The organism is Candidatus Marithrix sp. Canyon 246, from assembly GCF_001723685.1.
GTDB lineage: Bacteria > Pseudomonadota > Gammaproteobacteria > Beggiatoales > Beggiatoaceae > Marithrix.
This window is the reverse complement of the sequence record NZ_MCBX01000009.1, coordinates 1-24,914: the sequence shown is the minus strand read 5'-3', so window position 1 is coordinate 24,914 and position 24,914 is coordinate 1. Positions and strand designations below refer to the sequence as shown.

30 protein-coding genes are annotated in these 24,914 nt (G+C 32.9%); 8 read left to right on the top strand and 22 right to left on the bottom strand.

Features of this window, described 5'->3' with window-relative positions; translation table 11 throughout:
• Positions 1-5 precede the first annotated feature (5 nt).
• Positions 6-431 (bottom strand): GNAT family N-acetyltransferase, encoded by a 426-nt coding sequence (locus BHU68_RS07245; RefSeq protein ID WP_069471574.1) that lies wholly within the window; start codon positions 429-431, stop codon positions 6-8.
• A gap of 49 nt (positions 432-480) precedes the next feature.
• On the opposite strand from BHU68_RS07245, the gene BHU68_RS07240 reads away from it, so the two are divergent.
• Positions 481-696, top strand: a complete 216-nt coding sequence (locus BHU68_RS07240) for a hypothetical protein (protein WP_069471575.1) — start codon at positions 481-483, stop codon at positions 694-696.
• Between the two features lie 67 nt (positions 697-763).
• Positions 764-967, top strand: coding sequence for a hypothetical protein (locus tag BHU68_RS16890; RefSeq protein ID WP_069471576.1), 204 nt, complete (start codon positions 764-766; stop codon positions 965-967).
• Positions 968-1,145: 178 nt separating this feature from the next.
• Here BHU68_RS16890 and BHU68_RS07235 read toward each other — a convergent pair whose 3' ends face one another.
• On the bottom strand, positions 1,146-1,574 hold the full coding sequence (locus BHU68_RS07235) for a hypothetical protein (RefSeq protein WP_141698945.1): 429 nt from the start codon (positions 1,572-1,574) through the stop codon (positions 1,146-1,148).
• A 442-nt stretch (positions 1,575-2,016) separates the two neighbouring features.
• Here BHU68_RS07235 and BHU68_RS17230 point away from each other — a divergent pair, with 442 nt between their 5' ends.
• Positions 2,017-2,160: a hypothetical protein gene (locus BHU68_RS17230; protein ID WP_171899511.1), complete on the top strand. Its 144-nt coding sequence runs from the start codon at positions 2,017-2,019 to the stop codon at positions 2,158-2,160.
• Positions 2,161-2,466: 306 nt separating this feature from the next.
• Entirely contained in the window at positions 2,467-3,624 is a 1,158-nt protein-coding gene (gene argE, locus BHU68_RS07230) for an acetylornithine deacetylase (protein ID WP_069471578.1), read from the top strand.
• Here the strand turns inward: argE and BHU68_RS07225 are convergent.
• A complete protein-coding gene (locus BHU68_RS07225; RefSeq protein ID WP_069471579.1) occupies positions 3,601-3,897 on the bottom strand; it encodes a hypothetical protein in 297 nt (98 codons plus the stop codon). The genes argE and BHU68_RS07225 overlap by 24 nt on opposite strands.
• An 86-nt stretch (positions 3,898-3,983) precedes the next feature.
• Between BHU68_RS07225 and argA the strand changes: the two genes are divergently transcribed.
• Positions 3,984-5,216 (top strand): amino-acid N-acetyltransferase, encoded by a 1,233-nt coding sequence (argA, locus tag BHU68_RS07220; RefSeq protein ID WP_069471580.1) that lies wholly within the window; start codon positions 3,984-3,986, stop codon positions 5,214-5,216.
• A 63-nt stretch (positions 5,217-5,279) separates the two neighbouring features.
• Here the strand turns inward: argA and era are convergent, their stop codons facing one another.
• From era to BHU68_RS07170, 10 genes are read right to left on the bottom strand one after another with little or no spacing between them, the layout of a single operon-like run.
• Entirely contained in the window at positions 5,280-6,161 is an 882-nt protein-coding gene (gene era, locus BHU68_RS07215) for a GTPase Era (RefSeq protein ID WP_069471581.1), read from the bottom strand.
• Positions 6,151-6,828 carry a ribonuclease III gene (rnc, locus tag BHU68_RS07210; RefSeq protein WP_069471582.1) on the bottom strand — a complete coding sequence of 226 codons (678 nt, stop codon included), beginning with the start codon at positions 6,826-6,828 and terminating at the stop codon, positions 6,151-6,153. The genes era and rnc overlap by 11 nt, the downstream gene beginning before the upstream one ends.
• 2 nt (positions 6,829-6,830) lie before the next feature.
• Positions 6,831-7,631: a signal peptidase I gene (gene lepB / locus BHU68_RS07205; protein WP_069471583.1), complete on the bottom strand. Its 801-nt coding sequence runs from the start codon at positions 7,629-7,631 to the stop codon at positions 6,831-6,833.
• A 22-nt stretch (positions 7,632-7,653) separates the two neighbouring features.
• Positions 7,654-9,447, bottom strand: a complete 1,794-nt coding sequence (lepA, locus tag BHU68_RS07200; RefSeq protein ID WP_069471584.1) for a translation elongation factor 4 — start codon at positions 9,445-9,447, stop codon at positions 7,654-7,656.
• A complete protein-coding gene (locus tag BHU68_RS07195) occupies positions 9,447-9,698 on the bottom strand; it encodes a glutaredoxin family protein (protein WP_069471585.1) in 252 nt (83 codons plus the stop codon). Before BHU68_RS07195 ends, lepA begins: the two co-directional genes overlap by 1 nt.
• Positions 9,695-11,110: a DegQ family serine endoprotease gene (locus BHU68_RS07190; RefSeq protein ID WP_069471586.1), complete on the bottom strand. Its 1,416-nt coding sequence runs from the start codon at positions 11,108-11,110 to the stop codon at positions 9,695-9,697. Before BHU68_RS07190 ends, BHU68_RS07195 begins: the two co-directional genes overlap by 4 nt.
• A gap of 5 nt (positions 11,111-11,115) precedes the next feature.
• Positions 11,116-11,517 (bottom strand): SoxR reducing system RseC family protein, encoded by a 402-nt coding sequence (locus tag BHU68_RS07185; RefSeq protein ID WP_069471587.1) that lies wholly within the window; start codon positions 11,515-11,517, stop codon positions 11,116-11,118.
• A 1-nt stretch (position 11,518) separates the two neighbouring features.
• Entirely contained in the window at positions 11,519-12,082 is a 564-nt protein-coding gene (locus tag BHU68_RS07180; protein WP_069471588.1) for a pyridoxamine 5'-phosphate oxidase family protein, read from the bottom strand.
• Complete coding sequence (locus BHU68_RS07175; RefSeq protein WP_069471603.1) at positions 12,046-12,534, bottom strand: DUF29 domain-containing protein; 489 nt, start codon at positions 12,532-12,534, stop codon at positions 12,046-12,048. Before BHU68_RS07175 ends, BHU68_RS07180 begins: the two co-directional genes overlap by 37 nt.
• Before the next feature lies 1 nt (position 12,535).
• Positions 12,536-12,961 carry a hypothetical protein gene (locus tag BHU68_RS07170; protein WP_141698832.1) on the bottom strand — a complete coding sequence of 142 codons (426 nt, stop codon included), beginning with the start codon at positions 12,959-12,961 and terminating at the stop codon, positions 12,536-12,538.
• Positions 12,962-13,006: 45 nt separating this feature from the next.
• Between BHU68_RS07170 and BHU68_RS07165 the strand changes: the two genes are divergently transcribed.
• Positions 13,007-13,618 carry a 4'-phosphopantetheinyl transferase family protein gene (locus BHU68_RS07165; RefSeq protein WP_069471590.1) on the top strand — a complete coding sequence of 204 codons (612 nt, stop codon included), beginning with the start codon at positions 13,007-13,009 and terminating at the stop codon, positions 13,616-13,618.
• Positions 13,619-13,729: 111 nt separating this feature from the next.
• Here the strand turns inward: BHU68_RS07165 and BHU68_RS07160 are convergent, their stop codons facing one another.
• From BHU68_RS07160 to BHU68_RS07130, 8 genes are all read right to left on the bottom strand, one after another.
• A complete protein-coding gene (locus tag BHU68_RS07160; RefSeq protein WP_069472933.1) occupies positions 13,730-14,896 on the bottom strand; it encodes a LamG domain-containing protein in 1,167 nt (388 codons plus the stop codon).
• Between the two features lie 412 nt (positions 14,897-15,308).
• The gene (gene ftsX / locus BHU68_RS07155) at positions 15,309-16,220 is read right to left on the bottom strand and encodes a permease-like cell division protein FtsX (RefSeq protein ID WP_069471592.1); all 912 of its coding nucleotides are present in this window, start codon (positions 16,218-16,220) and stop codon (positions 15,309-15,311) included.
• Positions 16,211-16,924 carry an ABC transporter ATP-binding protein gene (locus tag BHU68_RS07150; protein WP_216092554.1) on the bottom strand — a complete coding sequence of 238 codons (714 nt, stop codon included), beginning with the start codon at positions 16,922-16,924 and terminating at the stop codon, positions 16,211-16,213. Before BHU68_RS07150 ends, ftsX begins: the two co-directional genes overlap by 10 nt.
• A 7-nt stretch (positions 16,925-16,931) precedes the next feature.
• Positions 16,932-17,621 carry a peptidoglycan-binding domain-containing protein gene (locus tag BHU68_RS07145; protein WP_069471593.1) on the bottom strand — a complete coding sequence of 230 codons (690 nt, stop codon included), beginning with the start codon at positions 17,619-17,621 and terminating at the stop codon, positions 16,932-16,934.
• A gap of 21 nt (positions 17,622-17,642) precedes the next feature.
• Complete coding sequence (locus BHU68_RS07140) at positions 17,643-18,566, bottom strand: RNA-guided endonuclease InsQ/TnpB family protein (RefSeq protein ID WP_256359150.1); 924 nt, start codon at positions 18,564-18,566, stop codon at positions 17,643-17,645.
• 155 nt (positions 18,567-18,721) lie between these two features.
• Positions 18,722-18,880 carry a recombinase family protein gene (locus BHU68_RS18320; RefSeq protein WP_216092553.1) on the bottom strand — a complete coding sequence of 53 codons (159 nt, stop codon included), beginning with the start codon at positions 18,878-18,880 and terminating at the stop codon, positions 18,722-18,724.
• 398 nt (positions 18,881-19,278) lie between these two features.
• Positions 19,279-19,596, bottom strand: coding sequence for a hypothetical protein (locus BHU68_RS07135; protein ID WP_069471595.1), 318 nt, complete (start codon positions 19,594-19,596; stop codon positions 19,279-19,281).
• A gap of 143 nt (positions 19,597-19,739) precedes the next feature.
• Positions 19,740-21,701: an LVIVD repeat-containing protein gene (locus BHU68_RS07130; RefSeq protein WP_069471596.1), complete on the bottom strand. Its 1,962-nt coding sequence runs from the start codon at positions 21,699-21,701 to the stop codon at positions 19,740-19,742.
• Positions 21,702-21,873: 172 nt separating this feature from the next.
• On the opposite strand from BHU68_RS07130, the gene BHU68_RS07125 reads away from it, so the two are divergent.
• A complete protein-coding gene (locus tag BHU68_RS07125) occupies positions 21,874-22,203 on the top strand; it encodes a UPF0175 family protein (protein ID WP_069471597.1) in 330 nt (109 codons plus the stop codon).
• Complete coding sequence (locus BHU68_RS07120) at positions 22,200-22,682, top strand: hypothetical protein (protein ID WP_069471598.1); 483 nt, start codon at positions 22,200-22,202, stop codon at positions 22,680-22,682. The genes BHU68_RS07125 and BHU68_RS07120 overlap by 4 nt, the downstream gene beginning before the upstream one ends.
• A gap of 202 nt (positions 22,683-22,884) precedes the next feature.
• Here BHU68_RS07120 and BHU68_RS07115 read toward each other — a convergent pair.
• On the bottom strand, positions 22,885-24,914 hold a 2,030-nt coding region (locus tag BHU68_RS07115), incomplete at its 5' end, for a BspA family leucine-rich repeat surface protein (RefSeq protein WP_069473726.1).

The window sequence follows — 24,914 nt, the reverse complement described above, 5'->3', positions numbered from 1 at the left end:
TTAATTTAGTGACCGTTTCTCCCTTCGCACATGAATGGGCTATCATCAGGTAAGAAATCAAATCCATACTGACGATAAAAACTCTCAATTCCAGGAGCTATCATTAGACCGACAAATGCTCCAGATTTTTTTGGAGCATGACTATCTAAATATTTCATAAGTATTTTCATAATATTATGCCCAATTCCCTGTCCTTGGTGTTTAGGTTCTACGATAACATCTTGTATGTAAAAATAAATTCCATCTCCTACAATTCTACCAAACCCTATAACTTTTTTATTTGCAATCGCACAAACAGAGAAGAGTGACTTGTTAAGTGCTTTTTCAGCTCTTTCATATTCTAAACAGTGCCAGCCAACTGCTTTACGTAGGTTATTATATTGTTTTGGTGTTGGTGTTTTGGTGATTATTTTTATCTCTTTATCTGACATAATATTCCACGGTATTAACCGCCGGTTTTACCTTGGCACATCTCTTTTAATGGAAGGTTGTGCCATTGTAGGTATAGATGGACTTAAAATTGAACCCTTACCAGATCAATTTCTTAAACATCCTATCAGAAATTATTCAGAATTAAAAGCAAAATTAGATAATCGTATCACAACTGGCTTTGGTGGCACTATAACTATAGATAAAGCATGGTCATTAGGTTTTGACCATGTTGCGATTGCGGTTGGCTTGGTTTGGCGTATTTAGAAGCCTGAGACAAGATTTATTGCAAACTAAAAACCAATTATAGAAAACATTAAGAGCGGCAGGAAATATGTATTGGCAACTTCCAACACAAAAATTAAATTTATCGTCAATCAGAATTAGAAGCCGCAACAGACTAGAAGTACTAATCAACTCAACAATTGCTTTAGAAGAAGTAACAAGTGTTATAATAGTGGGATCAATACATGGTCCAATGCAATGTATGCTAAAAGGCGTATGCGCCCAATGCTTACAATGGCAGCTCAAAAAATAAACATAAGCATTAACATGGATGAACATGATTTTCTTACTGCCAGCAAAAATAATCAGTAGGGTCGGTGAAGTTTACGGAACCGACCAACAGTGTTGCCCATGAAATAAGATTGGATTCAACACCGAATGGTCGGTTTATCAAAATTGAGTTTAAAGTATGATGAATGTAGGTATTAATGTCATTTTCTAATTTTTAATCGAGTTGCCCAAGAATTATGTGATGCAGGCACCTCTTTTTTGACTGCGCGTCTACCAATGTCCAATCGAAACTTGCCATTCTTAGAGAAGATTCCAACAACAGTACCATAAGTAATCCGTCCAAGAGCTAGTTTATTTAAAGGGACAATTCTTAACCGAGTTGCCCAAGAATTGTGAGATGCAGGAATATTCCGTTTCATTGCCCATGTACCGATATCCAATCGAACTCGACCATTCTCAGAGAATATTCCCACCACATGATTAGGCAATACTGCTCCCCGGCTAGGACCATCTAAACGTTTGATTACTAGCCGAGTTGCCCAAGAATTGTGAGATGCAGGAATATTTTCTTTCATTGCCCATGTACCTATGTCCAATCGAAACTTGCCATTTTCAGAAAATATCCCCACCACATCGTTCCAGTCAGTTGCCTGAGAATTATGAACTAACAAAACAGAAAAGAGTAAGAAGAAAATTCTATAAGTTTTTTGATATTGCATATATATAACCCTAAGTATTTTATATAAATAAAAGAAATTGCTAGTTAAATAATAACCGCTTTGTATATAACATTATATACTCTATATAGTATATATGATAAAATATAAAAAAACAACAAAATTTTTAATTTTTTTTATTATTAGTTTAAAAATGAACGAACTCCAAGTGATGAAGGTTCCCAATATTCAGTTTCTGTTACTTTTAAGACTGTTAATTATAGGATATAAACCATTTTATTGATTTTAAGGAATACAAATATGAAAATTAAAGAAAGAATTATTAAAAACACTTATTCGATATTTTCAAGTATCTTATATTCATAATTTTATTTATATCGTAAATTTATTACAGTTGGCGCAAAAATATGACCCTGTGTTGGATGCGCTGAATTGGCAAGTTGGACAAGATAAGGGGAAATTGCTTGAGAATCTAGTGGCAATTTATCCGTGGCATGATTTAACTGAAGCTTCAACACATAATAATCGCGGCTTGTAAATTTTGTAAGACATCAAAGGGGATTATCTTGACTATGGATCAAGAAGCACAATTAGAAGAAAATGGTATTGATATAGATGTTATTCCAGTGTGGAAATATTTATTAGCCTAATAGATCTTGTCTAATCATGTTTTGAACATGATTTATTATTCCGCTGCGCTCCATTAAATAAAAATCCAGCTAAAATAATCCGTAGTGTTGCCCATGAAATAACATGAGTACTTAATTGTCTTTCACCCACCCTACATAGCTCCTTGCTTCTATGTTAATATTTAAACCATTTTATTGATTTAAGGCATACAAACATGAAAATCCCTTCAGTCTTAACAATGATTAGTGAATTGATTGCAATTCCATCTATTAGTTGTGTTAATCCTAAAGAAGATCAAAGTAATCAAGCTGTAATTGAGTTGTTAGCTCATTGGTGTCAAGATTTAGGTTTTAAAGTTGAAATTTTGCCAGTACCAGAAAATTCTGGTAAATTTAATTTAGTAGCTACTTTAGGTAGTGGTGATGGTGGTTTGGTTTTATCTGGGCATACTGATACTGTTCCTTATGATTTTGGTGCTTGGCAATCTGATCCTTTTAAGTTAAAACAGGCAAATGATCGTTTATATGGTTTAGGCACTGCTGATATGAAAGCTTTTTTTGCTTTGGCACTTACTGCCGCTGCTCAATTTTCAGCAGATTCGCTAACTAAACCTTTAATAATTTTAGCCACCGCTGATGAAGAAACTAGCATGTCAGGTGCGCGTGCTTTAGCAGCGGCTGGTTATCCAAAAGCGCGTCATAGTATAATAGGCGAACCTACGGCTTTACGCCCAGTAAGAATGCACAAAGGCATTTTTATGGAATGTATTAAGTTACATGGTTTGTCTGGACATTCTAGTGATCCTAGTTTAGGCAATAGTGCTTTAGAAGGTATGTATCTTGTCATAGAGGAATTAAGAAAATGGCGAACTGAATTGCAAACGCATTATAATAATCCCTTCTTTGCGGTACCAATACCAACAATGAATTTAGGGCATATTCATGGTGGAGATAATCCAAATAGAATTTGTGCAAATTGTGAATTACATTTAGATTTGCGCCCATTGCCGGGAATGGCTATAGAGGAATTACGCGCAATATTACGGGAACGTGTGACAAATACTTTAAAAGATAGCGGCTTAAAAGTAGAATTTATACCACTATTTCAAGGTATTGAAGCGATAGAAACGCCTGCTGAAGCTGAGATTGTTCAAATTGCAGAACGTTTAACAAATTACAGTGCTGAATCCGTTGCATTTGCAACTGAAGCACCATATTTAAAAGATTTGGGCATGGATACAATTATTTTAGGTCCGGGTAATATTGCGCAGGCACACCAGCCTGATGAATTTATAACATTAAAGAGTTTGCAACCAATGATTGACATATTAACGCAAATGATCAGGCAATTAACGATCCCAACAACCCTTTAAATGTTCCTCTTGTAACATCTGATAAAACACATTTTCAGTAGCAAGATCAATGTCTTTATCAGAAGACATTGTTTGCTCCTCTTGAAGTTCATCACGAAGTAATAAGATTTCTTCATTCAATCCAGTAATTTGCTTTTTCAACTTCAAAGTTTGTTGTCGTAAATCTTCCTTTTCAATGCGCAAACGTTTAATATCAGCTCTTAAACGAGTATTTTCTTCACTCTGAGGTGCTTTAGTTGTTGTGGCACGAGTTTTTGATGTTGTTTTTGTCATTAGTAAATATCCTTGTTGTTATTAATAATTAAATGTTGTTATGGGTTAAGTATTAGCCGTTTTTTTTTATTAGTCAAATTATTTGTATGAATTTTGTAAATTGGTTTAGAAGTGCTTCTCCTTATATACATGCTCATAGAGGGCGTACCTTCGTTATTTCTTTTGGTGGCGAGGTTTTAAAACAAAATCCTAGTTTAATTCATGATGTTGCTTTATTGAATAGTTTAGGTATTCGTTTAATATTAGTGCCGGGCATTCGCCCACAAATTGAGAAAGAATTAGAGGCACGTAAACAACAATCACGTTATGTAAATGGTATTCGTGTTACCGATGAGATTGCGCTTCAATGTGTCAAAGCAGCTAGTGGTGAAGTTAGTAGTGAGATTGAAGGTTTATTATCTATGGGTTTAACTAATTCGCCAGTAACAAATAGTAAGATTACTACTATAAGTGGTAATTTTATTACAGCGCGTCCATATGGAATACGTGATGGCGTGGATTATTGTTACACTGGTCAAGTTCGTGGTGTTGACGCTGTTGCTATTAGCCATCAACTTGATCAAGATTCAATTGTACTAATATCACCAATTGGTTATTCATTAACTGGTGAAGTGTTTAATTTGCTAACAGAAGAAGTGGCAATGAGAGTAGCAATAAGTTTAAAAGCGGATAAATGGATTTGTTTAACTGAGCAGCCGCAAACTAAACGAGAATTAAGTTTACATGAAGCGCGACAACATTTTTTTCATGCAGTAAAAGCTTGTGAAAACCATGTAAAACGAGTACATATACTAGATCAACAAATTGAAGGAGCCTTATTACAAGAATTATTTACACGTGATGGTATTGGTACATTAATTAGTATTGATTCTTTTGATCAGATGCAGCAAGCGACAATTGAAGATGTTGGCGGTATTTTAGCATTAATAAAGCCTTTAGAAGAACAAGGACATTTAGTACGCCGCTCTCGTGAAAAGTTAGAAATGGAAATTCAACATTTTATAGTACAAAAAAGAGAAGGAATGATTATAGCTTGTGCTGCAATGTATCCATTTATTGAAGATAAAATGGCAGAACTAGCATGTTTAGTAGTTCATAATAACTATCGTGGTAGTAATCATGGCGATGCTGTATTAAATTTTGTAGAACGTCAAGCGCGACAATTAGCTATTAATAGTTTATTTGTACTAACAACACGTACAGCCCATTGGTTTCAAGAAAGGGGATTTGTAGCGGCAGATTTAGAATCTTTACCAGTGTCGCGACGTACTTTATATAATTTTCAGCGTAATTCTAAGGTTTTTGTTAAGGGATTGTAGGGGCAATCCTTTATGGTTGCCCTTTTTGTTCAAAAAAAAGGGCAATTTTTTTGTTGTAAAGCTTTATTCAACATAACCCAATTGCTGCAAAGCGCGTTCATCATCACACCAGCCCTGCTTTACCTTTACCCATAATTCTAAAAAGATCTTTCTTTCTAGCATTATTTCTATATCTTTACGCGCCATTTCTCCAACTGCTTTTAGCACATTGCCTTTTGCACCAATAATTATACTTTTTTGAGTTTGACGCTCTATCCAAATAATTGCACCTATATGCTTCTCAGTAAAGGTTTCTATTTGCACCGTTAAACGATAAGGTATTTCTGCATTTAAACGCTTTAACAATTTTTCGCGTATAATCTCTGCCGCTAAAAAACGTTCATTACGATCTGTCAGTTGATCCTCTGGAAAAACATGGATATTTGTTGGCAATAAATCAATGATCTTCTGTTCTAATTCTGGAAGATTTAACCCTTTGCTAGCAGAAATAGGAAAAATATCAGTAAACTTATATTTACTCGCTATATCTTGTAAATATGGCAATAACCTATTTTTATCATTAATTTGATCAATTTTATTTACACATAAAATCACAGGCACAGAATATTGACTCAAAGTCTTCAGTACAAATTCATCTTCCTTTGTCCAATGTAAACTTTCCACTAACCATACAACCAAATCAACACCTTCAATACTACTAGTAGCCGCTCGATTAAGATAACGATTCATAGCATTTGCTTGATGTAGATGTATCCCCGGAGTATCAACATATATTATTTGACACTCATTTTCAGTTTTTATACCCAATAAACGATGACGGGTTGTTTGTGGTTTATGCGAAGTAATACTTATTTTTTGCCCAATCAAATGATTAAGTAAAGTTGATTTACCCACATTAGGGCGACCAATGATAGCCACATAGCCACAACGTTCTTTATTCGACATTTAACATACTCAAAGCTTGAGCCGCTGCTGATTGCTCAGCACGACGGCGACTTTTTCCACTACCATAAGAAGATTCTTTTAAACAAGGAACTATACACTCGATTTCAAACAATTGATTATGAGGGCTACCTTTAACCTCTAAAATTCGATAATCTGGTAACGGCTGCTGTTGTGCTTGTAAATATTCTTGTAAACAAGTTTTAGGATCTTTAATTTGTTGAGCTGATAAATTCTTTATCTGCCCTTCCCATAATTGCAATAGCACTGCTTGACATTTATGGATATCACCATCAAGATAAATTGCACCTAAAATAGCCTCAACAGCATCTGCCAAAATTGAAGCACGATGTTCACCACCACTTTTTACTTCACCACTACCAAGACGTAAATATTGACTCAAATTTAACTGCTGTGCAATTGTTACTAATGTATCTCTTTTAACTAAATTAGCACGAAAACGTGTTAATTGCCCTTCACGGGCAGAAGGAAAACGTTCAAACAATACTTCTGCAATAACACAACTCAGTAAAGCATCGCCTAAAAATTCTAAACGCTCATTGTTTGGCATACCTACACTCCGATGAGTGAGTGCAGTTATTAAATTATTTTCATCTTCAAACTTATAATTTAAAGCTTGGTATAAACCAGAATAATCTTGATTCGCCATGATTATTTAATCTGTGTGCCAATGCGTTGCGCACTAACACCGCCATTTGCTAAATCCCAATTCATCCAAATAAAAAAAGCTTTACCAATTAAATTTTCTTCAGGTACAAAACCCCAGAACCTACTATCTTTACTATTATCACGATTATCGCCTAAAACAAAATAATGTTTTTCAGGAACAACCCATTCTCCACGCCCAAAAGAGGTATAAGGATTAGTTTCAAATTTAACTAATATATCATGTTCTACCCCAGTTAAATCTTCCTTGCGGTGTTCTCTACCAGTCATACCACTGCCAGAACCAACACCCATATATCTACCAATCACTTCCTGTTCTACAACTTTACCATTAATATAAAGTATTTTATTAGTATCATTATATGTGATTTTATCACCCGGTAAACCTACAACTCTTTTAATAAACGGAATCGCAGGATTTTCAGGATAACGAAATACTACTACATCGCCTCGTTCAGGTTTTCCAATTTCAATAATTTTCTTATTGGCAACTGGCAGACGAATACCATAACTGAATTTATTAACTAAAATAAAATCACCTATTAATAAAGTAGGCATCATAGAGCCAGAAGGGATACGAAATGGTTCAACTAAAAATGAACGCAAAAATAATACTATAAAAAATACAGGAAGTAAGGAACGCGCTAAATCAATAACAAATGGAATATTGTCTTCTGATTCAGGATTTTTTCCACGCTTTGGTGCTAGGAATAATGTATCGAAAATCCAGATTACACCACTTACAGCCGTTAATACTACTAAAATTGTTGCTAAATCCCAAGTCATTTATAATTACCTGTTTATATTGTTATTTTTTGCCAACATGTAGTATGGCGAGAAAAGCATCTTGAGGAATACTAACAGAACCTACTTGCTTCATGCGTTTTTTACCTTCTTTTTGTTTTTCAAGCAATTTACGTTTACGACTAATATCTCCACCATAACATTTAGCGGTGACATTTTTACGAAATGCTTTGACTGTTTGACGAGCAATTATATTAGTTCCAATTGCTGCTTGTATCGCGACATTAAACATTTGTCTTGGTATAAATTCTTTCATTTTTTTGGCTAATTCATTACCATGACTGACGCTTTTATTTCTATGAACTATAATCGAAAGAGCATCTACACGATCACCATTGATTAGAATATCTAATTTAACTAAATCAGCTTCTTGAAAACGCAACATATTATAATCTAAAGAAGCATAACCACGACTGACTGATTTAAGTCTATCAAAGAAATCTAACACCATTTCATTCATAGGTAATTCATAACTTAATGCTACTTGTGAACCTGTATAATTTAATTTAGTTTGAATTCCTCGCTTTTCAATGCTTAGCGTAATGACATTACCCAAATATTCTTGTGGTAACAACATATTAGCTTCGACAATAGGTTCGCGTATTTCTGCAATTTGATTAGGTGGAGGTAAATCAGCTGGATTATCTATCATTAAAACTTCACCCGCAGTTGTCACTACTTCATAAATTACTGTTGGTGCAGTTGTAATAAGATCTAATTCATATTCACGCTCTAAACGTTCTTGCACAATTTCCATGTGCAACATACCTAAAAAACCACAGCGAAATCCAAAACCTAAAGCTTTAGAGGTTTCTGGTTCATAATGTAAAGCAGCATCATTGAGATGTAACTTAGCCAAAGCTTCACGAAAAGATTCATAATCATTAGCATCAATAGGAAACATACCAGCAAATACACGCGGTTGCACTGGTTGAAAACCGGGTAATGGTTTATCTATAGGTTCTACAGCATCAGTTAAAGTATCACCAACAGGCGCTCCTTCAATTTCTTTAATGCTAGCTACTACAAATCCAACTTCGCCAGCTTCAAGCACATCACGATATTCTAACTTGGGATTGAAAATCCCGACTTTTTCTACCTGTACTCGTCGCCCTGTTGACATTACTAGGATTTTTTGTCGTTTTGATAAACGCCCTTGCATGACTCTAACTAAAGAAACTATACCTAAATAATTATCAAACCAAGAGTCAATAATCAGAGCAGTTAGTGGCTTATCGCGATCACCTTCAGGTGGAGGAATACGTGCAATTAAATTTTCAAGTAAATCCTCAATCCCTATTCCTGTTTTTGCACTTACCCTCAAGGCAGATTCAGCTTCTACACCAATGACATTTTCAATTTCATCTATCACTCGTTCAGGTTCTGCTGAGGGTAAATCAATTTTATTTAATACCGGTACAACTTCAAGCCCTTGTTCAAGGGCAGTATAACAATTAGCAACGCTTTGCGCTTCTACTCCTTGAGCGGCATCAACTACTAATAATGCCCCCTCACAAGCGGCTAATGAACGCGAAACTTCATAAGAAAAATCTACATGCCCGGGAGTATCAATAAAATTTAATTGATAAGTATTACCATCTTTAGCTTTATAATATAAAGTCACACTTTGAGCTTTAATGGTAATGCCTCGTTCACGTTCTAAATCCATAGAATCTAAAACTTGTTGAGACATTTCCCGCTCAGTTAAACCACCACAAATTTGGATAAAACGATCTGCGATGGTGGATTTACCATGATCAATATGAGCTATAATAGAAAAATTACGAATGTACTTCATCAGCAATGTGCTTTTAAATATTGTTGCAATAAGTCTTTATTAAAAAAATAATGGCAAATTTCATGTTCTCCAGCGGCTAACACTGGCACTCGTTCACCATAACGTAGTTTGAGTAATTTATCTGCATCAATATCAACAATATGTAAGGTAAAACCATACTGTTGTTGGAACGACATTACCTGTCGTTCCATATCTTGACATAAATGACACCCTTGTCTTAAATAGAGTGTCAAACTGACTGGATTGGTCATTTTGCTGGAATTTTTACTGCTAAGAATAGTGGAGAACGTTGACGATAAACTAATACAGGTACGGTTGTAGCAACTGTAATATTGTTTATAGTGTCTTGAAAATGTGAAACATTGTGAATTTCAATACCATTTACCATACTGATTAGATCACCTTTACGAATACTAGCATCACGTGCTACACCAGATTCAACTTTCTTAACCAACACTCCGCCGCTGATCATACCAAATTCTTCACGTTGTGTTTCAGTTAAATCAATAATGCTTAAACCTAAACGCTGATTTGTAACTGTGCTATTAGTTTTTGGAGCTTTGCGAGATGATAATTTAAGTTTATTATCAGAAGGTAATTCACCGATTGTAACATTTAACATTATATGCTTGCTATGACGTATTACCACTGTCTGAACCGTTGAGTTGATTCTAGTGCTACCAACAATTGGCGGTAAATCAGCAGAACGACTGATCCGTTTGCCATCAAAACGAATGATAATATCACCAACTTTAATTTTAGCGGCTGATGCAGGGCTATTAGGCATAACTTTTGCCACTAAGGCTCCTTTTGGTTTATCCATATTAAATGACTCAGCTAATTCACGATTTACATCTTGAATTAAAACACCTAACCAACCGCGTGTAACTTTACCATTAGTTTTTAATTGTTCAATAACATTTTTCATTACATCGATTGGAATGGCAAATGATAAACCCATAAATCCACCAGTACGGCTATATATTTGTGAATTAACACCTACAACTTCACCGTTTAAGTTGAATAATGGACCCCCTGAATTACCGGGGTTAATAGCTACATCTGTTTGAATAAAAGGAACATAAGTATCATTTGGAAGACTTCTGCCTTTCGCGCTGACAATACCAGAAGTAACTGTATGCTCAAAACCAAATGGTGAACCAATCGCTAATACCCATTCACCAACTTTTAAGTCACTTGAAGAACCTAATTTTACTGTAGGTAAATTGTTTGCTTTCACTTTAAGTAAGGCAATATCACTACGTTCATCTGCACCGACTAATGTTGCAATAAATTCACGTCTATCAGTTAAACGTACAATAATTTCACCAGCATCTTTGGTAACATGATTATTAGTTATAATATAACCATTTTCAGAAATTATAAAGCCAGAACCTAACGATTTTGAAGGGCGTTGATCTTGTTGAAACAAATTATCTTCATCAAAAAATTTACGAAACAGATCATTTAAATCTTCAGGTAAGCCCGGGATATTAGGAATAGAACGCTTCTTACTACTAGTTTTAGCTTTTTTACCTTTGGTGCTAATATTAACTACTGCTGGGCTATATTGTTCTACCAATTTGGTAAAATCAGGTAATCCATGTGCATATATTGTGGTTGAGAACCAACTAAACGCTAAAAATACTATATATTTCATCATAATAACTAATACACTTTCACTATTTTTGGTAGATAATCTACATTATTAAACATTTGATTTTTCACTATTTTTTGAACCAATAAGATACCAATGGTAAAACCAAGCACAGCGGCTAGCACTGTATTCATTGCAATACCTATAACAAACATACTGACCAATGGTAGCAAATATAAGATCAATGAAGCTTTAAGCAAGGCTTGTTCCTTTAAGCCTATTATTACTTTATCACCCAGTTTAGCATTTACTAAATTAATAACTTTAATCTTACTAACATGTTTATTAGTTTTGGCTAAACTGGCAATACCACAACCATTCTGACACTGAGTGCAAGGATGATTAGTGGGTATAACTTCCACGACTGCAAACTGCTTGCTGAGTTCAACAACAATAGCATTTTCTTTTAACATATTATGCCTGAATTAAATTATTCATGCTAACAATATTAGTTGGTTTTCCATCAATAGTTTCTTGATTTTTATCAATCCAATATTGTTTAATTCCATCTTCCCCTTTTTTTTCTGCCCATTTATTTAGTTGTTCTCTTTCACTTACATAATCATAATATGGAATTGCCATTCCACATGAAGTCTGTAATAAATCAATTGAGACATCAAATATTTGTCTAGCACCGGGCAGTGGTTCAAATAAGCTGAATAAATCCTTCCATTCAGGATCATTTTGATGAATGACTTTAGCGGTGCCATAAAGTCGTAAAATCATAGGATTACCCTCAAAAGCACAAAACATGATAGTCATGCGAGGATTTTCTTGAACATGAGCAGCGGTTTCATTGCCGCTACCGGTTACATTTAGCCAAACAACTCTATTGTTATCAAGAACTTTTAAACTATCCATACCTTTAGGGGAAACACTAACTCTACTATCAGTAGTGGCAGTGCCGATAAAAAATATTTTTTGAGCTTTGATAAATTCAATTAACTTGTCTGGTATTTCTGAGTATTTTTTTCCCATAATTCTGTATTCAAAATTTGTTCTTTTGTATAAGGGCAAGTCTTTGGAAATGTATCAATAGACAAGCCAGTTTCATTGGTTGCCAATTCTACAGCTTCAGGATAGGCATCGTTAATAGCATCAATAATCACAGACTTTAAGCCCGGTTTTTTGCGCAATAAAATATTAATAGATGTGCATTGTTCAATAATTGTTGCTCTCCAACTTCGCCCATCAAATTCTCGCCATTTATCAGATAACTGTTGATACTGAAACTGCCATTTTAGTAAATGTGCCAATAAAATCCGCAACCTACTTGCTAATTCTCGATGGTCACTTTTACCCATATCTTCTAGTTCCTCTAATAAATGTGCAATATCCAATTCAGCAAAACGTCTGGTTTTAAGCAAGACTGCGTTTTGATGTGCCCATTCAGTATAATTCTGATCATATAAGCTACTTAATTCAGACATATTATCTAACAATATTATCCACTATCAATTCAAAAGTTTTTGTAACGTCATTAACTTTTACAGTATAAAATCCGGCTTTTAATCCCTTTGTATTAATAGGAATTATTTCTTCAAAGTTGTGTTGCTTTTTGATACAATTATTACCGGCTTGACGAGTTGTTACAAGTTCAAATTGTAATTCTTTATCTTGTCGTGATTCCATAATATCGGAAATAGAAACACAATTATTAGCTAAATATCCCTTTACAATTATATTGCTTTGTACTGGAAATGATTCATAAGTTAAAATATTTAGTTGATCTATATGAGCTGTATTGTCTTCTTCTGGCTTTTTCTTTTCAGATTCTTTATTAATTGATGCTACTGGTGTAACGGTTGCAGCTACTTGTTTATTGCCTTGTGAACAAGCACTTATATCGAATAACATTAGAATGAATAATATATTAATAATATATTTCATAAATACTCCATTATGGTTAAAATTTTTTATACACATTTTACTAGCCCTCTTTCTATTGAACAGTGGCAAATATATTTTTGCCAATTACCTAAAAATATTCAACAAAAAATTAGTAATTTTAGGCGATGGCAAGATCAACATGCCGCTTTGTTTAGTAAATTGTTACTAAAACATGCTTTACGTCAAGCAGGTTATAATAGTGATTGTCTAAATCAATTAAAATATGAACTATATAATAGACCATTTATTGATAATAAAATTGATTTTAATATTTCACATGCCGGTGAATATGTAGTATGTGCTATTTCTGATCAAGGGCGGCTTGGAATAGATATTGAGTTAATCAAAGCAATTAATATATCAGATTTTAATCAATATATGGAAACAAAACCACTATCATATAAAGAGTTTTATGAAATATGGACGATTAAAGAGGCTGTGATAAAGGCGGATGGTAGAGGCTTGTCTATTCCATTATTAGACATTAAGCTTGATATAAATAAAGCTTATTTATATGATAAAACATGGAATATTTCTAAAATTGATATTGGTATAAATTATGTTTGTCATTTAGTTACTAGTTGGCAAAATAACGACATTAATATGGAGGGAATTAAATTTTAAGTCTCAGACCTGTCAGGTTTTTAGACTAAAATTTTTATCTATAATCTTTCATTGTCAGAATCAGGATTTACAGGATTAAATCTTGTAAATTCTGATTCTGACAATTGGTATTTATTTACAACTATCAGCTTCAGTCATATCTTCAACATGAAATATCGGATAATCCAGATGCCTCTGTTTCATAATTACATCTTTATAATATACCGCATCCCCTTCAATTCCATCACCAAGTTTAGCAATAGTAGTAACTTTAAAACAAGGAATCTCAACTGATCTAGTTTTGTGATGATACAAGATATAGCCGCTAGTATTTTCTCCTTCAAGCGTTCCCTTGACATTTATACTCCAAGGAATCACTTGAAATACAAGTTTGGTTTTTTCTTCTAATTGAACATCAAAGATTCCTTTTTTATCAGTTGCTTTGCCAGTAAATTCATCTATAAAAGGAACTAAAATACCTTCTAAAGATAATGTATTTGTTAAGGAATCGTAAATGGCTTTTGATGAAATTTCTGTTGGTGGTTGTTCTTCTTTCTCTTGTTCAGCATTATAAAGTTGTTGGATTTCTGATTCTGATAGAGCGCGGTTGTAGATGCGAACATCATCAATGAGACCATTGAAGAACTCCCTTTTAGATGTTCCAGAATTGCTTGAAAGATAACAGCCTATCGAAGCAGGGATGGATGTTTGCATTAAATTAATTTTACCAAAGTTTTTGCTATTTTTTAAAATGCCATCAACATATAATTCAGATATTCCCGTTGACTTATTATATGTACCAACAATTAGGTGCCAGTTGTTATCATCAGTTCTATCAGTAATTGTTACGTGATCATTGTTGTGAATATCAACATAGGATAAAATAATGCCGTCAGGATATTTTTGTGAAGAATAAACTTTCTGATCATAAAGTGCGTATGCCCTAGCCCAATGAGTATAATGTTTTGCCACAATCATCCCCGAATTGGTCTTATGTGTTCCCCTTGTTTTTATCCAAGCTATTAGCGAAATATTATTTTGAATGTCTAATGTTGTACTATCATTAGCTAGAATACAATCATCATTTCCATCAAAACTATAAGCACTTTCCTTATTCCCAAACCGATCCTCAATCAGCGTCGCGCCATTAACCGTTCCATCATTCTCATTCCCCGATTCATCCTTAGCATCCCCATTAAACGGATAATAAGCCACCAACCCATCATTCAAATCAGCCAAAACATTGCCGCTTAATGCAGCAAATAAAACCATAGCATTTATAAAAGTATATTTATTCAAGAAAGTTTCTCCTTTAAGAATTAAATTGGGCCATTAGGATAAATATAATGGCCATAATATGGTTTTCAATAGCAAAAAAGTTTTTCTTTATGTTCGATTTATATTATTTATCTGATGTTACGCACCAGCCTTTTGTAATAAAACAAACATAATATGAGTACAGCGAATTACGTGGATAAACGAATGTAAACAAGTTAGATAGATAATTCGTTTATCCACGTAATTCGCTGTACTTAACACAATCTAAAAATAATTTTTTTGTGTTTGTACATATATAGAATAGCGGCTAGAAAAAAATCTCAAATAATGCTAAGATTTCGTATGTAGATAAAGCATATCAGGCAGGATAAAAGAATGGGGTAGTATTGGTTGAGAACAAAATATAAATGGGCGGTGAGTTTTTTATTTATTACTAATGTGGTTGTATTTGTTTTAAATGTTTTCCAACTGTTACCCAAGCTCCTAAAAAGCCTAAACTAGAGCCAATAATTATTAATGTTATGCTTGAGAAGAAATTTAAAGTTATCATTTCAAAATCGCTATAATATAAAGCGGTTAATTGTTCAACTGGAGATTGTAATAACCAAAAAGACAATTGAATTAATATCCATGCAATCAAGCTTCCTAATAAACCATACCAAAAACCAGTATATAAAAATGGACGACGAATAAAAGCGTCAGTGCCGCCTACTAACTTGGTGATTTTTATTTCATCATGACGATTATCAATTGCTAAACGAATAGTATTACCTATTACTAATAATACTGCAAGACAAAGTAAAATCGCTAATAATACAACTCCACGTTGCACAATTTTGACAATCGCAAATAGCCGCTTTAACCACAACATATCAAATTGAGCAATATTAACTTGAGGCAATCGACTTAAATATTCTAATAAATTTTCAGTGCTAGCATCAGTATTAGTAGGTTGAATCACTAATACTGGCGGCAAAGGATTACTTTCAAGAGCCGTTAAAGCCTCGCCAAAGCCTGATAATTTCTTATATTCAGCCAAAGCCTCTTCAGGCATAATTACTTGCACACTAGCAATCTCATTCTTATTCAATAATTGATCAGCTAACTTATGAACTTGTTTTTCAGCAAGATTTGGTTTAAGAAACAAAGAAATTTGTGCAACCCCACCCCATTCACCACTAATATTTTGCACATTATCTAATAATACATATAAACCAGCAGGTAAAGCCAAGGCTATACCAATAACACTAGTAGTCATGGCACTAGGCAAAGGAGTATGAATAATTTGCCTAAAACTAGAAACCAAGACTGCAAAATTATGAACTAGCCAAGCATTTATTTGCATAGCATTTCATAACAAGTAGAACTAATCATACTTTTAGACACATCTTCCACTTTAAAGCTATAAATTTTATCCGCCAATGGCATTACTAAATCTTTGTTATGAGTCACCATAATTATGGTAGTTCCTGTTTCTTTTGCTAATTGGTGGAAATCTTGAACAATCGCCTTTGCGCGTTGCTCATCTACAGCCGCTGTTGGTTCGTCGGCTAGAATTATTGCTGGGCGATGGCTTAAAGCGCGTAATACCGCTACTCTTTGTCGTTGCCCACCAGATAAAAACTGAGGCTTTTTATTTAATAAGCTATCTATTTCAAGACGTTGTGCTAAGCTTTTTATATAGCTAGTATCATTCAAACCATTTAATTTTAATGGTAATTCTATGTTTTGCCACACTGTTAGAAATGGTAATAAGCCTCCAGTTTGCAGTACATAGCCTAATTTTTCGCAACGTATAGCGGCAAGTGTTTGTTCCTTGTCTTGTTGCCATAATTGATTAATATCAAAATCGTTGGATTTGAAACTTTCACAACTATTTGGGCGAGATACTAAGGCTAACATATCTAATAATGTACTTTTGCCACAACCGCTATTACCAACTATAGCTACAAATTGCCCTTTTAATAAACGTATTTCTGGTATCTGTAATTCAAAAGTAATGCCTCCTTGTTGACGACGCTTGATGACATTTTTCATTTCTAAAATCATAATAGTTTTAATCCTTTTTACATGAACTTTTAAAAGTTGTCGCTACCAATGATTCCAAATTTGAACGACTATTTGTAATCATTGTACTGTTAAAAGTTCCTATATCCCCCGGTTTTAATTTTCCGCGCCAATCAGTAAAATTAATCTCTGAAGAACAAAAGCGTTTTTTTGGAATACACCACCAATCTTTTCTATTAATTCCTTTGCGTTTAGTATCGTACCATAAGGCATAGCGTTTATTTATATTTACTTTATCATTGTTTTCTAACTCGCCTCGATAAAATAAAACAAATGCTTCATCTGAACTTTTACATTCAATTTTGTCGATTACAAATACTGCTCGTCTATTTTTACTTAATTTAACTTTTTGTAATTTTCCCCAAGTAATATCATCTAATAAACCAGTAGGTTCAACTTTAATATCTTGTTGAAATAATTTGACAGCGGCTTTTACTGATTCAATATCAGCTTGTCTAAGAGAATAGCTAAAATAACCTAGTTCAGCTAAAGAAGCAGCTACTTTATATATATCTGCTGCTTTGTATGTTGTTATATTAGTAGGTAATGGAGGTAATGGTTTATTTATTTTTGAGCAGGCAATATTACTTAATTGTAAGAAAGTGATTATAAATATTATTTTTAATAGTACATTTGTCACGTCAGAATTTCCATAGTTACTACGGACATATTTAGACATTTACGAATCTTCCTAAAAACATCAGAAAGAAAACCTATGTCTTGGCATTAACGCAATGCTCTTATCGATTATTGGCTTTAATGCCAAATCACCGACTACTTTTCTAGCAATACCAATTGCACCGTTACAATCTGCATTTATTAACATTCCATTTGAAGATTGAAACAATCCACGCTTACCCAAACTTGGTTTTTTGATTCTTTTGCCTCGAATCTTATTTGAGCCATGCTTTTTTAAAGGTTCAAGCACCAAATTGTCAGTCTTTGAGGTGTAGCTTTCTTCCGTTATTTTTACCAAAATCCCAAACTCATCAGCTTTATATTCTATGGAACGGATTAACTTAGTATGGGGTATTTGAACGAAGTTTTGATTATTTCGCTTTCCTATGTTGATACTATTTTTCCATCCTTCATTGTTACCGATAATAATCGTGCCTATTTTATTTTCAACACAATAATCAATAATAAATCGGGATGTTTTATGGATGTAATCGTTTATTTGTAATGTGCTAAATATACCTTTAGGTAATTGACTTTGTAACTTAGCTTTGCTTTTATTAAACCATGCGTTGATTGATTTAAGTGGCTTACCGTTTACAATGAAAGGAGCTAATCCTACATTGTTAAAAGACGTTGCAAGGTTATTTAAACCGAGATCAATGGAAACAAAACTATCAGGCAAAGTTTCTACTTTTTGCACTTCTTTTTCATACACCACTTCTACAACAAAACAGGTAGCTTGAGGTGTTATTCGTACCTGCTTTGGTTTGGAAACTGATGTTTTCATAGGTGAAATATTGACAGCTTTTGGAAAATGGATAAAACCCTGTTTAACTTTTACCTGCTGATTAGTGAATATTGCAACAAAGTGTCCGTTCTTTTTTTTATAATTTGGTATTTTAGGCATACCTTTAAACTTTGACGGGTTCTTTTTCCATTCACGAATGACTGCAAAATTGATAATTAGCCACGTTATAGAGGTTTTTTGCTTTGAATGTTAATTCATTTAAAGCATGTGAATCGATTATGATATGACGTTCTACTCTTTGCATAGTTTTCTGCGCGAATACATTTTCATAGAAAAAGAATGAACAACCTGCATTAAATCTTCAAACAGTTCTTGTTCACGGTTTTTATATCTTTATAGATTTTATCTACCTTATAGCCATTGCTGTTCATGTAAGCTTCAATGTTGTCTATCTGGTTCTGTAAGTCTTTCTTCTGTTTATAGGTTGAAACTCTTGCGTATATAACATTCATGTTTAGATAATAGCATAAAATATGCAATACTGTCTTATTACTTTTTAACAATATACATTATAATATGATATTATATGTTTGTGTATTAATAATTCCTACTATTTAACCACCATTACCCAAGTTTTATCAATTAAAGAAATACAGCGTTGCGTTCATATCTTCAGCTACATTAAACACAGCTTCTAGTTGTCGCCAATCACTATCACCTTTTAAAGTTAAATCTTGATAAATTGCGGCTTTTGCTGATCCCGGAAGCTGAGCTGCAAGAGTCTGTTTATGTTTATTGTCATTTTTAACAATGATTAAGAGTTTATTATTGGTGGTTTTATGTAAGGAAACATCTAAATTATTATTTGGAAATATATCTGAGAGTGAAACCTGAAGTTTTTCATAATCGGCTACAGCACATTGATATGAACATTGACATTTGCCGCATCCTCTAACACAAAATGATTAACTTTAAATAAACTTAAATCAGCAAACTCAAGTACAACTTCAAGATCACCAAGATAATTTTTTAGAGTAGAAATACCAGTATGATCATGCTCAGATTGCTCAGTGCGCTCAAAAATTAAATAGCCATTTTCGATATAAACACCGGCAGGATTTAGAATTGAAATTTTTTTTAATTCATCATCATTATCAAACTGATAAAGTTCTATTGCATGAAGCTTGGTTACAAAAAATAACTGTAATATTATTAGTAGTACTTTCATTGGTTTTGGTCTCCTAAACAGCTCATCATTGCTATAGATATTATTGTTGATTTAAGTTTTTTTTGAATAGTCATGATTGTGTGTTATTGAGATTTAAAAATTACAGAATATATAACAGATAGAAAATATGTGTGTAAAATTTTCTACTTAGTTGATGAATTATTTGATATTGGAGTGAATAGTTCTAAGTCTATTATTACTAAGCCATTATTAGCATCTGCTACAAACGCTTTTGTTCCATCTCCTGATAGTGTTACTTCATATGCTTCATTTGTATTATAGTGATTCACTTTACGTGGATTGCTTGGGTCTGTTATATTGATAACAACTAAACCATTTTTATAGTCTGCTATAAATGCTCTTGTTCCATCTTGGGATAAGGTTATTCCTCTTGTATTACCAGTTGCCGCCTTATATTGACCTATTTTGCTTGGATTCTTTGGATCTGTTATATCTACTATGATAAAATAAGTAGAACCACCTGTTACAAATGCTTTTGTTCCATCTTTAGATAAGCTTATTCCATATGTAAAATAATTTTTATTATAATAGTGACCAATTTGAGTTGGATTGCTTGGATCTGTTATATCCACTATGACTAAACCATGAGAATCGCCTGTTGTTACAAATGCTTTTGTTTCATCTTGAGATAAAGTTACTCGTATTGCTGGAACAGTTGTATTATAGTGACCGATTGTAGTTGGATTGCTTGGGTTTGTTATATCTACTATCAGTAAACCATTAGGATTATCCGCTACGAATAGTTTTGTTCCATCTTTGGATAAGCTTACTCCAAATCCATACACACTTGCATTATAATGAGCCAATTGACTTGGATTGCTAGGATCTGTTATATCTATGACTACTAAGCCATTAAGATAATTTGCTACAAATGCTTTGGTGTCATCTTGAGATAAGACTACTTGATATGCATAAGTACTTGTATTATAGCGACCAACTTTAGTTGGATTTGTTGGATTTGTTATATCTATTATCACCAAACCATTTTGTCTATCTGTTACAAATGCTTTTGTTTCATCTTGGGATAAGGCTACAGAGTTTGCAATACCATTTGTATTGTAATGTCCAACAGTAGCACTAGAAATACGATCCGCATAACTTAAATCACCTCGATAAATCTCCGAAACAATTTGTTGTAACTTATCACTAGAAAATTCCGAACTATTTATATCATTTAAATTAGTTTGATAATCAAACACTAATAAATCAGAAACATCAATATTCCCATCCTCATTTATATCACCATTAAGAATAGTCTTAGCCACTTCATTCAATCTATTCTCAACTTTTGTAGCATTAAAATCATACTTCAAATCCTTAGCCAAAAAGATATAAGCAATTTCAGATGCTAAAGAAACTTTGAAATCTTTGGTAATCCAAGCTCCTTTGCTAACGGCTCGAATTGTTCCCTCTATACCACCATCACTAACTTCATAAATATAAAACTTATCATTTTCAAGTTCATCTTTATGTTCATAAAATAAGCCATCAGAATCGGTTTTTTCTTGATAAAGAAGAGTTTTATCAGCATTATCTTCTACTCTATATATTTTTACATTTGCATTTGATAGGTTGCCTTTCAGTTGTGCTTTAGAAGTTAGTTTTTGAGGTGTTGGAGTACAACTATCAGTTTTTGTCATATTATCAACATGAAAGATTGGATAGGCTACATGCCTCTGCTTCATATTTACATCCTTGTAATATATGGATTCTCCTTCAATTGCATCTCCAAATTTAGCAATAGTAGTAACTTCAAAACAAGGAATCTTAACTGATCTGGTGTTATGATCATACAAAATATAGCCGCTAGTATTTTCCCCATTAAATGTGTTTTTAAAATTGATACTCCAAGGGATTAATTCAAAAACCAGTTTAGTTTTTTCTTGCAATTGAACGTCAAAGATTCCTTTATTATCAGTTTCTTTACCAGTGAACTCATCTATAAAAGGAACCAAAATACCATCTAAAGATAGTGTTTTAAATTTTGAATCGTAAATGGCTTTTGAGGAAACCTCATCAGCCACAGCATTGCCGCTTAATACGGCAAATAAAAGCATAGTATTTATTAACTTAAATTTAGTCATAATTTTTATTGATGTTAATATTGAAAAACATTTGAAACAATATTTGAAATGGCCTGTTTGTGATAGTATGGGCCATTCATTGGAATTCAAGGAATTTTTAACTCTGTTTTCAAGCAACGCTTTATGGTACAATACCAAACATTAAACTAACTGAATATGAGATAGATAACTAATGCAAAGTGTAACTATTAATGAACTAAAAAAGAATACAACTACCATAAGTAGTTGTTTGGCGAGAGGAATGCCTATTTTTTTAACTGAGCATAGTAAACCCATTGGGATTACAATTCCTCTAAAAGATAACATGGTTGATCAAAGCATAAAAGAACTTCTCCTTTTTGATCTTTACAAAACTGGAGAAATATCTTTTGGAAAATTGGCTGAACTTCTTAATGTTAGTAAAGAAAAACTTCGTAATATGTTTATAACACTTAATATGCCAGTAATTAATTACTCTACTGATGATATAAAAGATGAGCTTGAGCTTCTTGATAATTTATGAAACAAATAGTTGTTGATAGTTCTACACTTATAACACTGTTAGATACAGATAATTTTAACCTTCTTTTTAAGTTTTTTGATGAAATAATCATAACCAATGAAGTTTACAAGGAAGTTACTAATAAAAGTAAACATAAATTAACCATTGATACTTATATTAAACATGCTAAAATATTTTCTCAATCTATAACTTATGATGAATTTTATGAAATATTAATCAAAAGATTGGATAGAGGAGAATCTGAATCTATTGTTTTAGCAAAGAAACTTCAGCTACCTTTGCTGATTGACGAAAAAAAAGGACGTTCTGTTGCAAAATCACTTGGAATTGGTATTGTTGGTTTGATTGGTATTCTCTTGAAATTGATAGAGAGTAATAAAATTACAAAAAATAAAGCAATAGAGATTATAAAGGAAGTAGAAGCAAATAAATTCAGATTATCTGATAATCTAAAAGCATTAGTTTATGAATTTGATTAACAGTACCAATACCATGTGTCTAGCAAAATTCACCTAATGATAAATCAATTTGCAATTTTTACATGTATCAGATGCTAAGTCCAACCTACAGAATATATAACAGCCAGTGTAGGATGTATAAGCAAAGCGGGGTTTCGAGTGTTCGAAACTACATCGATTAGGTTTTGGTGTATAACGGGCTATCGCTTATATATTCTACGAGCTAATTTTTCCAATTTGGTTCTGTGTTTCCACTTCCCCAATTATTTGCAAATCTTTCACGCCTTGATACTTTTGATACATCCCAATTTGATAGATCATTATTTGAAAATGAATTAGCATTTTCAAACATCAGTGCCATATCAGTCACATTTGAAACATCCCAGTTACTTATATCTTGATTGAAAAAGATTGCATTTCTAAACATCCATTTCATACTTCTAACTTTAGATACATTCCAATTACCTATATTTTGATTAAAACTTGCACCATTAAACATGGAATACATATTATTTACATTAGAAACATCCCATTTTGATATATCTTGATTAAATGAGGTTGTACCTCCAAACATCCATTGCATATCTCGAACATTGGAAACATCCCAGTTGCTTATATCTTGATTAAAAGAATTCGCTCTCCGAAACATCATATACATATTTTGCACCTTAGAAACATTCCATTTAGATATATCTTGGTTAAAATATCTTGCCCCACTAAACATATAATCCATGTAAACTACATTAGAAACATCCCAGTTGCTTATGTCTTGATTAAAAGCTGTACTACTAAACATTCCTCCTATCTGTTGTACATTAGATACATCCCAATTTCCAATATTTTGATTAAAAGGAGTGCTTTCAAACATAGTTCTCATGCTAGTTACTTTAGAAACATCCCAATTCCCAATATCTTGATTAAAACTACGAGCTACATGAAACATATATGACATATCAGTTACATTGGATACATCCCAATTTCCAATATCTTGATTGAAACTTGTAGCAACTTGGAACATAGTATTCATAGTAACCACATTTGATACATCCCAATTTGATATATCTTGATTAAATCCAATGTTTTGATAAAACATAGATGTCATATTAGTCACATTTGAGACATCCCAATCACCTATATTAGGATTAAGAGAAATCTTTTTACCACTTCTATTACCACTGAACATATATGTCATATTAGTTACATACCTAGTATGTGGGGTATCAGTAGCAGTCCAATCAGTCTTTTCATACATTTTGAACATTTCTCTCATATACACAAACTTGGTCTCTTTACCCCATCTATTCACATCTTGAATTTTGCCCTTGGTATTTTTCACTCCAACAAAGCCATTCATATATATATCTTTGTTTTCATTATCACTATATGTATGACTTATCGTTTTTGAACCATTAATAGCTACTTCCACTTTTTCTATTGTGTTATCATCCCATTTTATTGTCATATCTACTGGTTTTAGTCCATCACTTTGTGCTATAAATTCAACAATATTATTAGCATCAGGCTTATATACTCCAATATAACTAAACTGAAAATTAATTATTTGTGGTTTAGTAATACTAAAAGTCAAAGCCTCACTCTCATTACCAGCACTATCTTTCAAACTAATAGAAAAAGGTTTATCCCCATAATCACCGCTAGTATCAAGTGTGACTTTAACTTTCCCTGTTGAATCAATAGTTTTTCCACTATCAATACCATTTACAAAAACAGTTGTTCCATCTTCTCCATTAACTTCAACTTCTACAGTGTCATCTTTAGTTGTTGTTGGAGTTGTTGTTAAAGTTGGTTTTTGAATTGGTTCTACTGAATTTTCACAACTATCAGTTTTTGTCATATTATCAACATGAAATATTGGATAGGCTACATGCCGCTGCTTCATGTTTACATCTTTGTAATATATGGATTCTCCTTGAATACCATCACCAAACTTAGCAATAGTAGTAACTTCAAAACAAGGAATCTTAACTGATCTGGTGTTATGATCATACAAAATATAGCCGCTAGTATTTTCCCCATTAAATGTGTTTTTAAAATTGATACTCCAAGGAATCAATTCAAATACGAGCTTGGTTTTTTCTTGCAATTGAGCATCAAAGATTCCTTTATTATCAGTTTCTTTACCAGTGAACTCATCTATAAAAGGAACCAAAATACCATCTAAAGATAGTGTTTTAAATTTTGAATCGTAAATAGCTTTTGAGGAAACCTCATCAGCCACAGCATTGCCGCTTA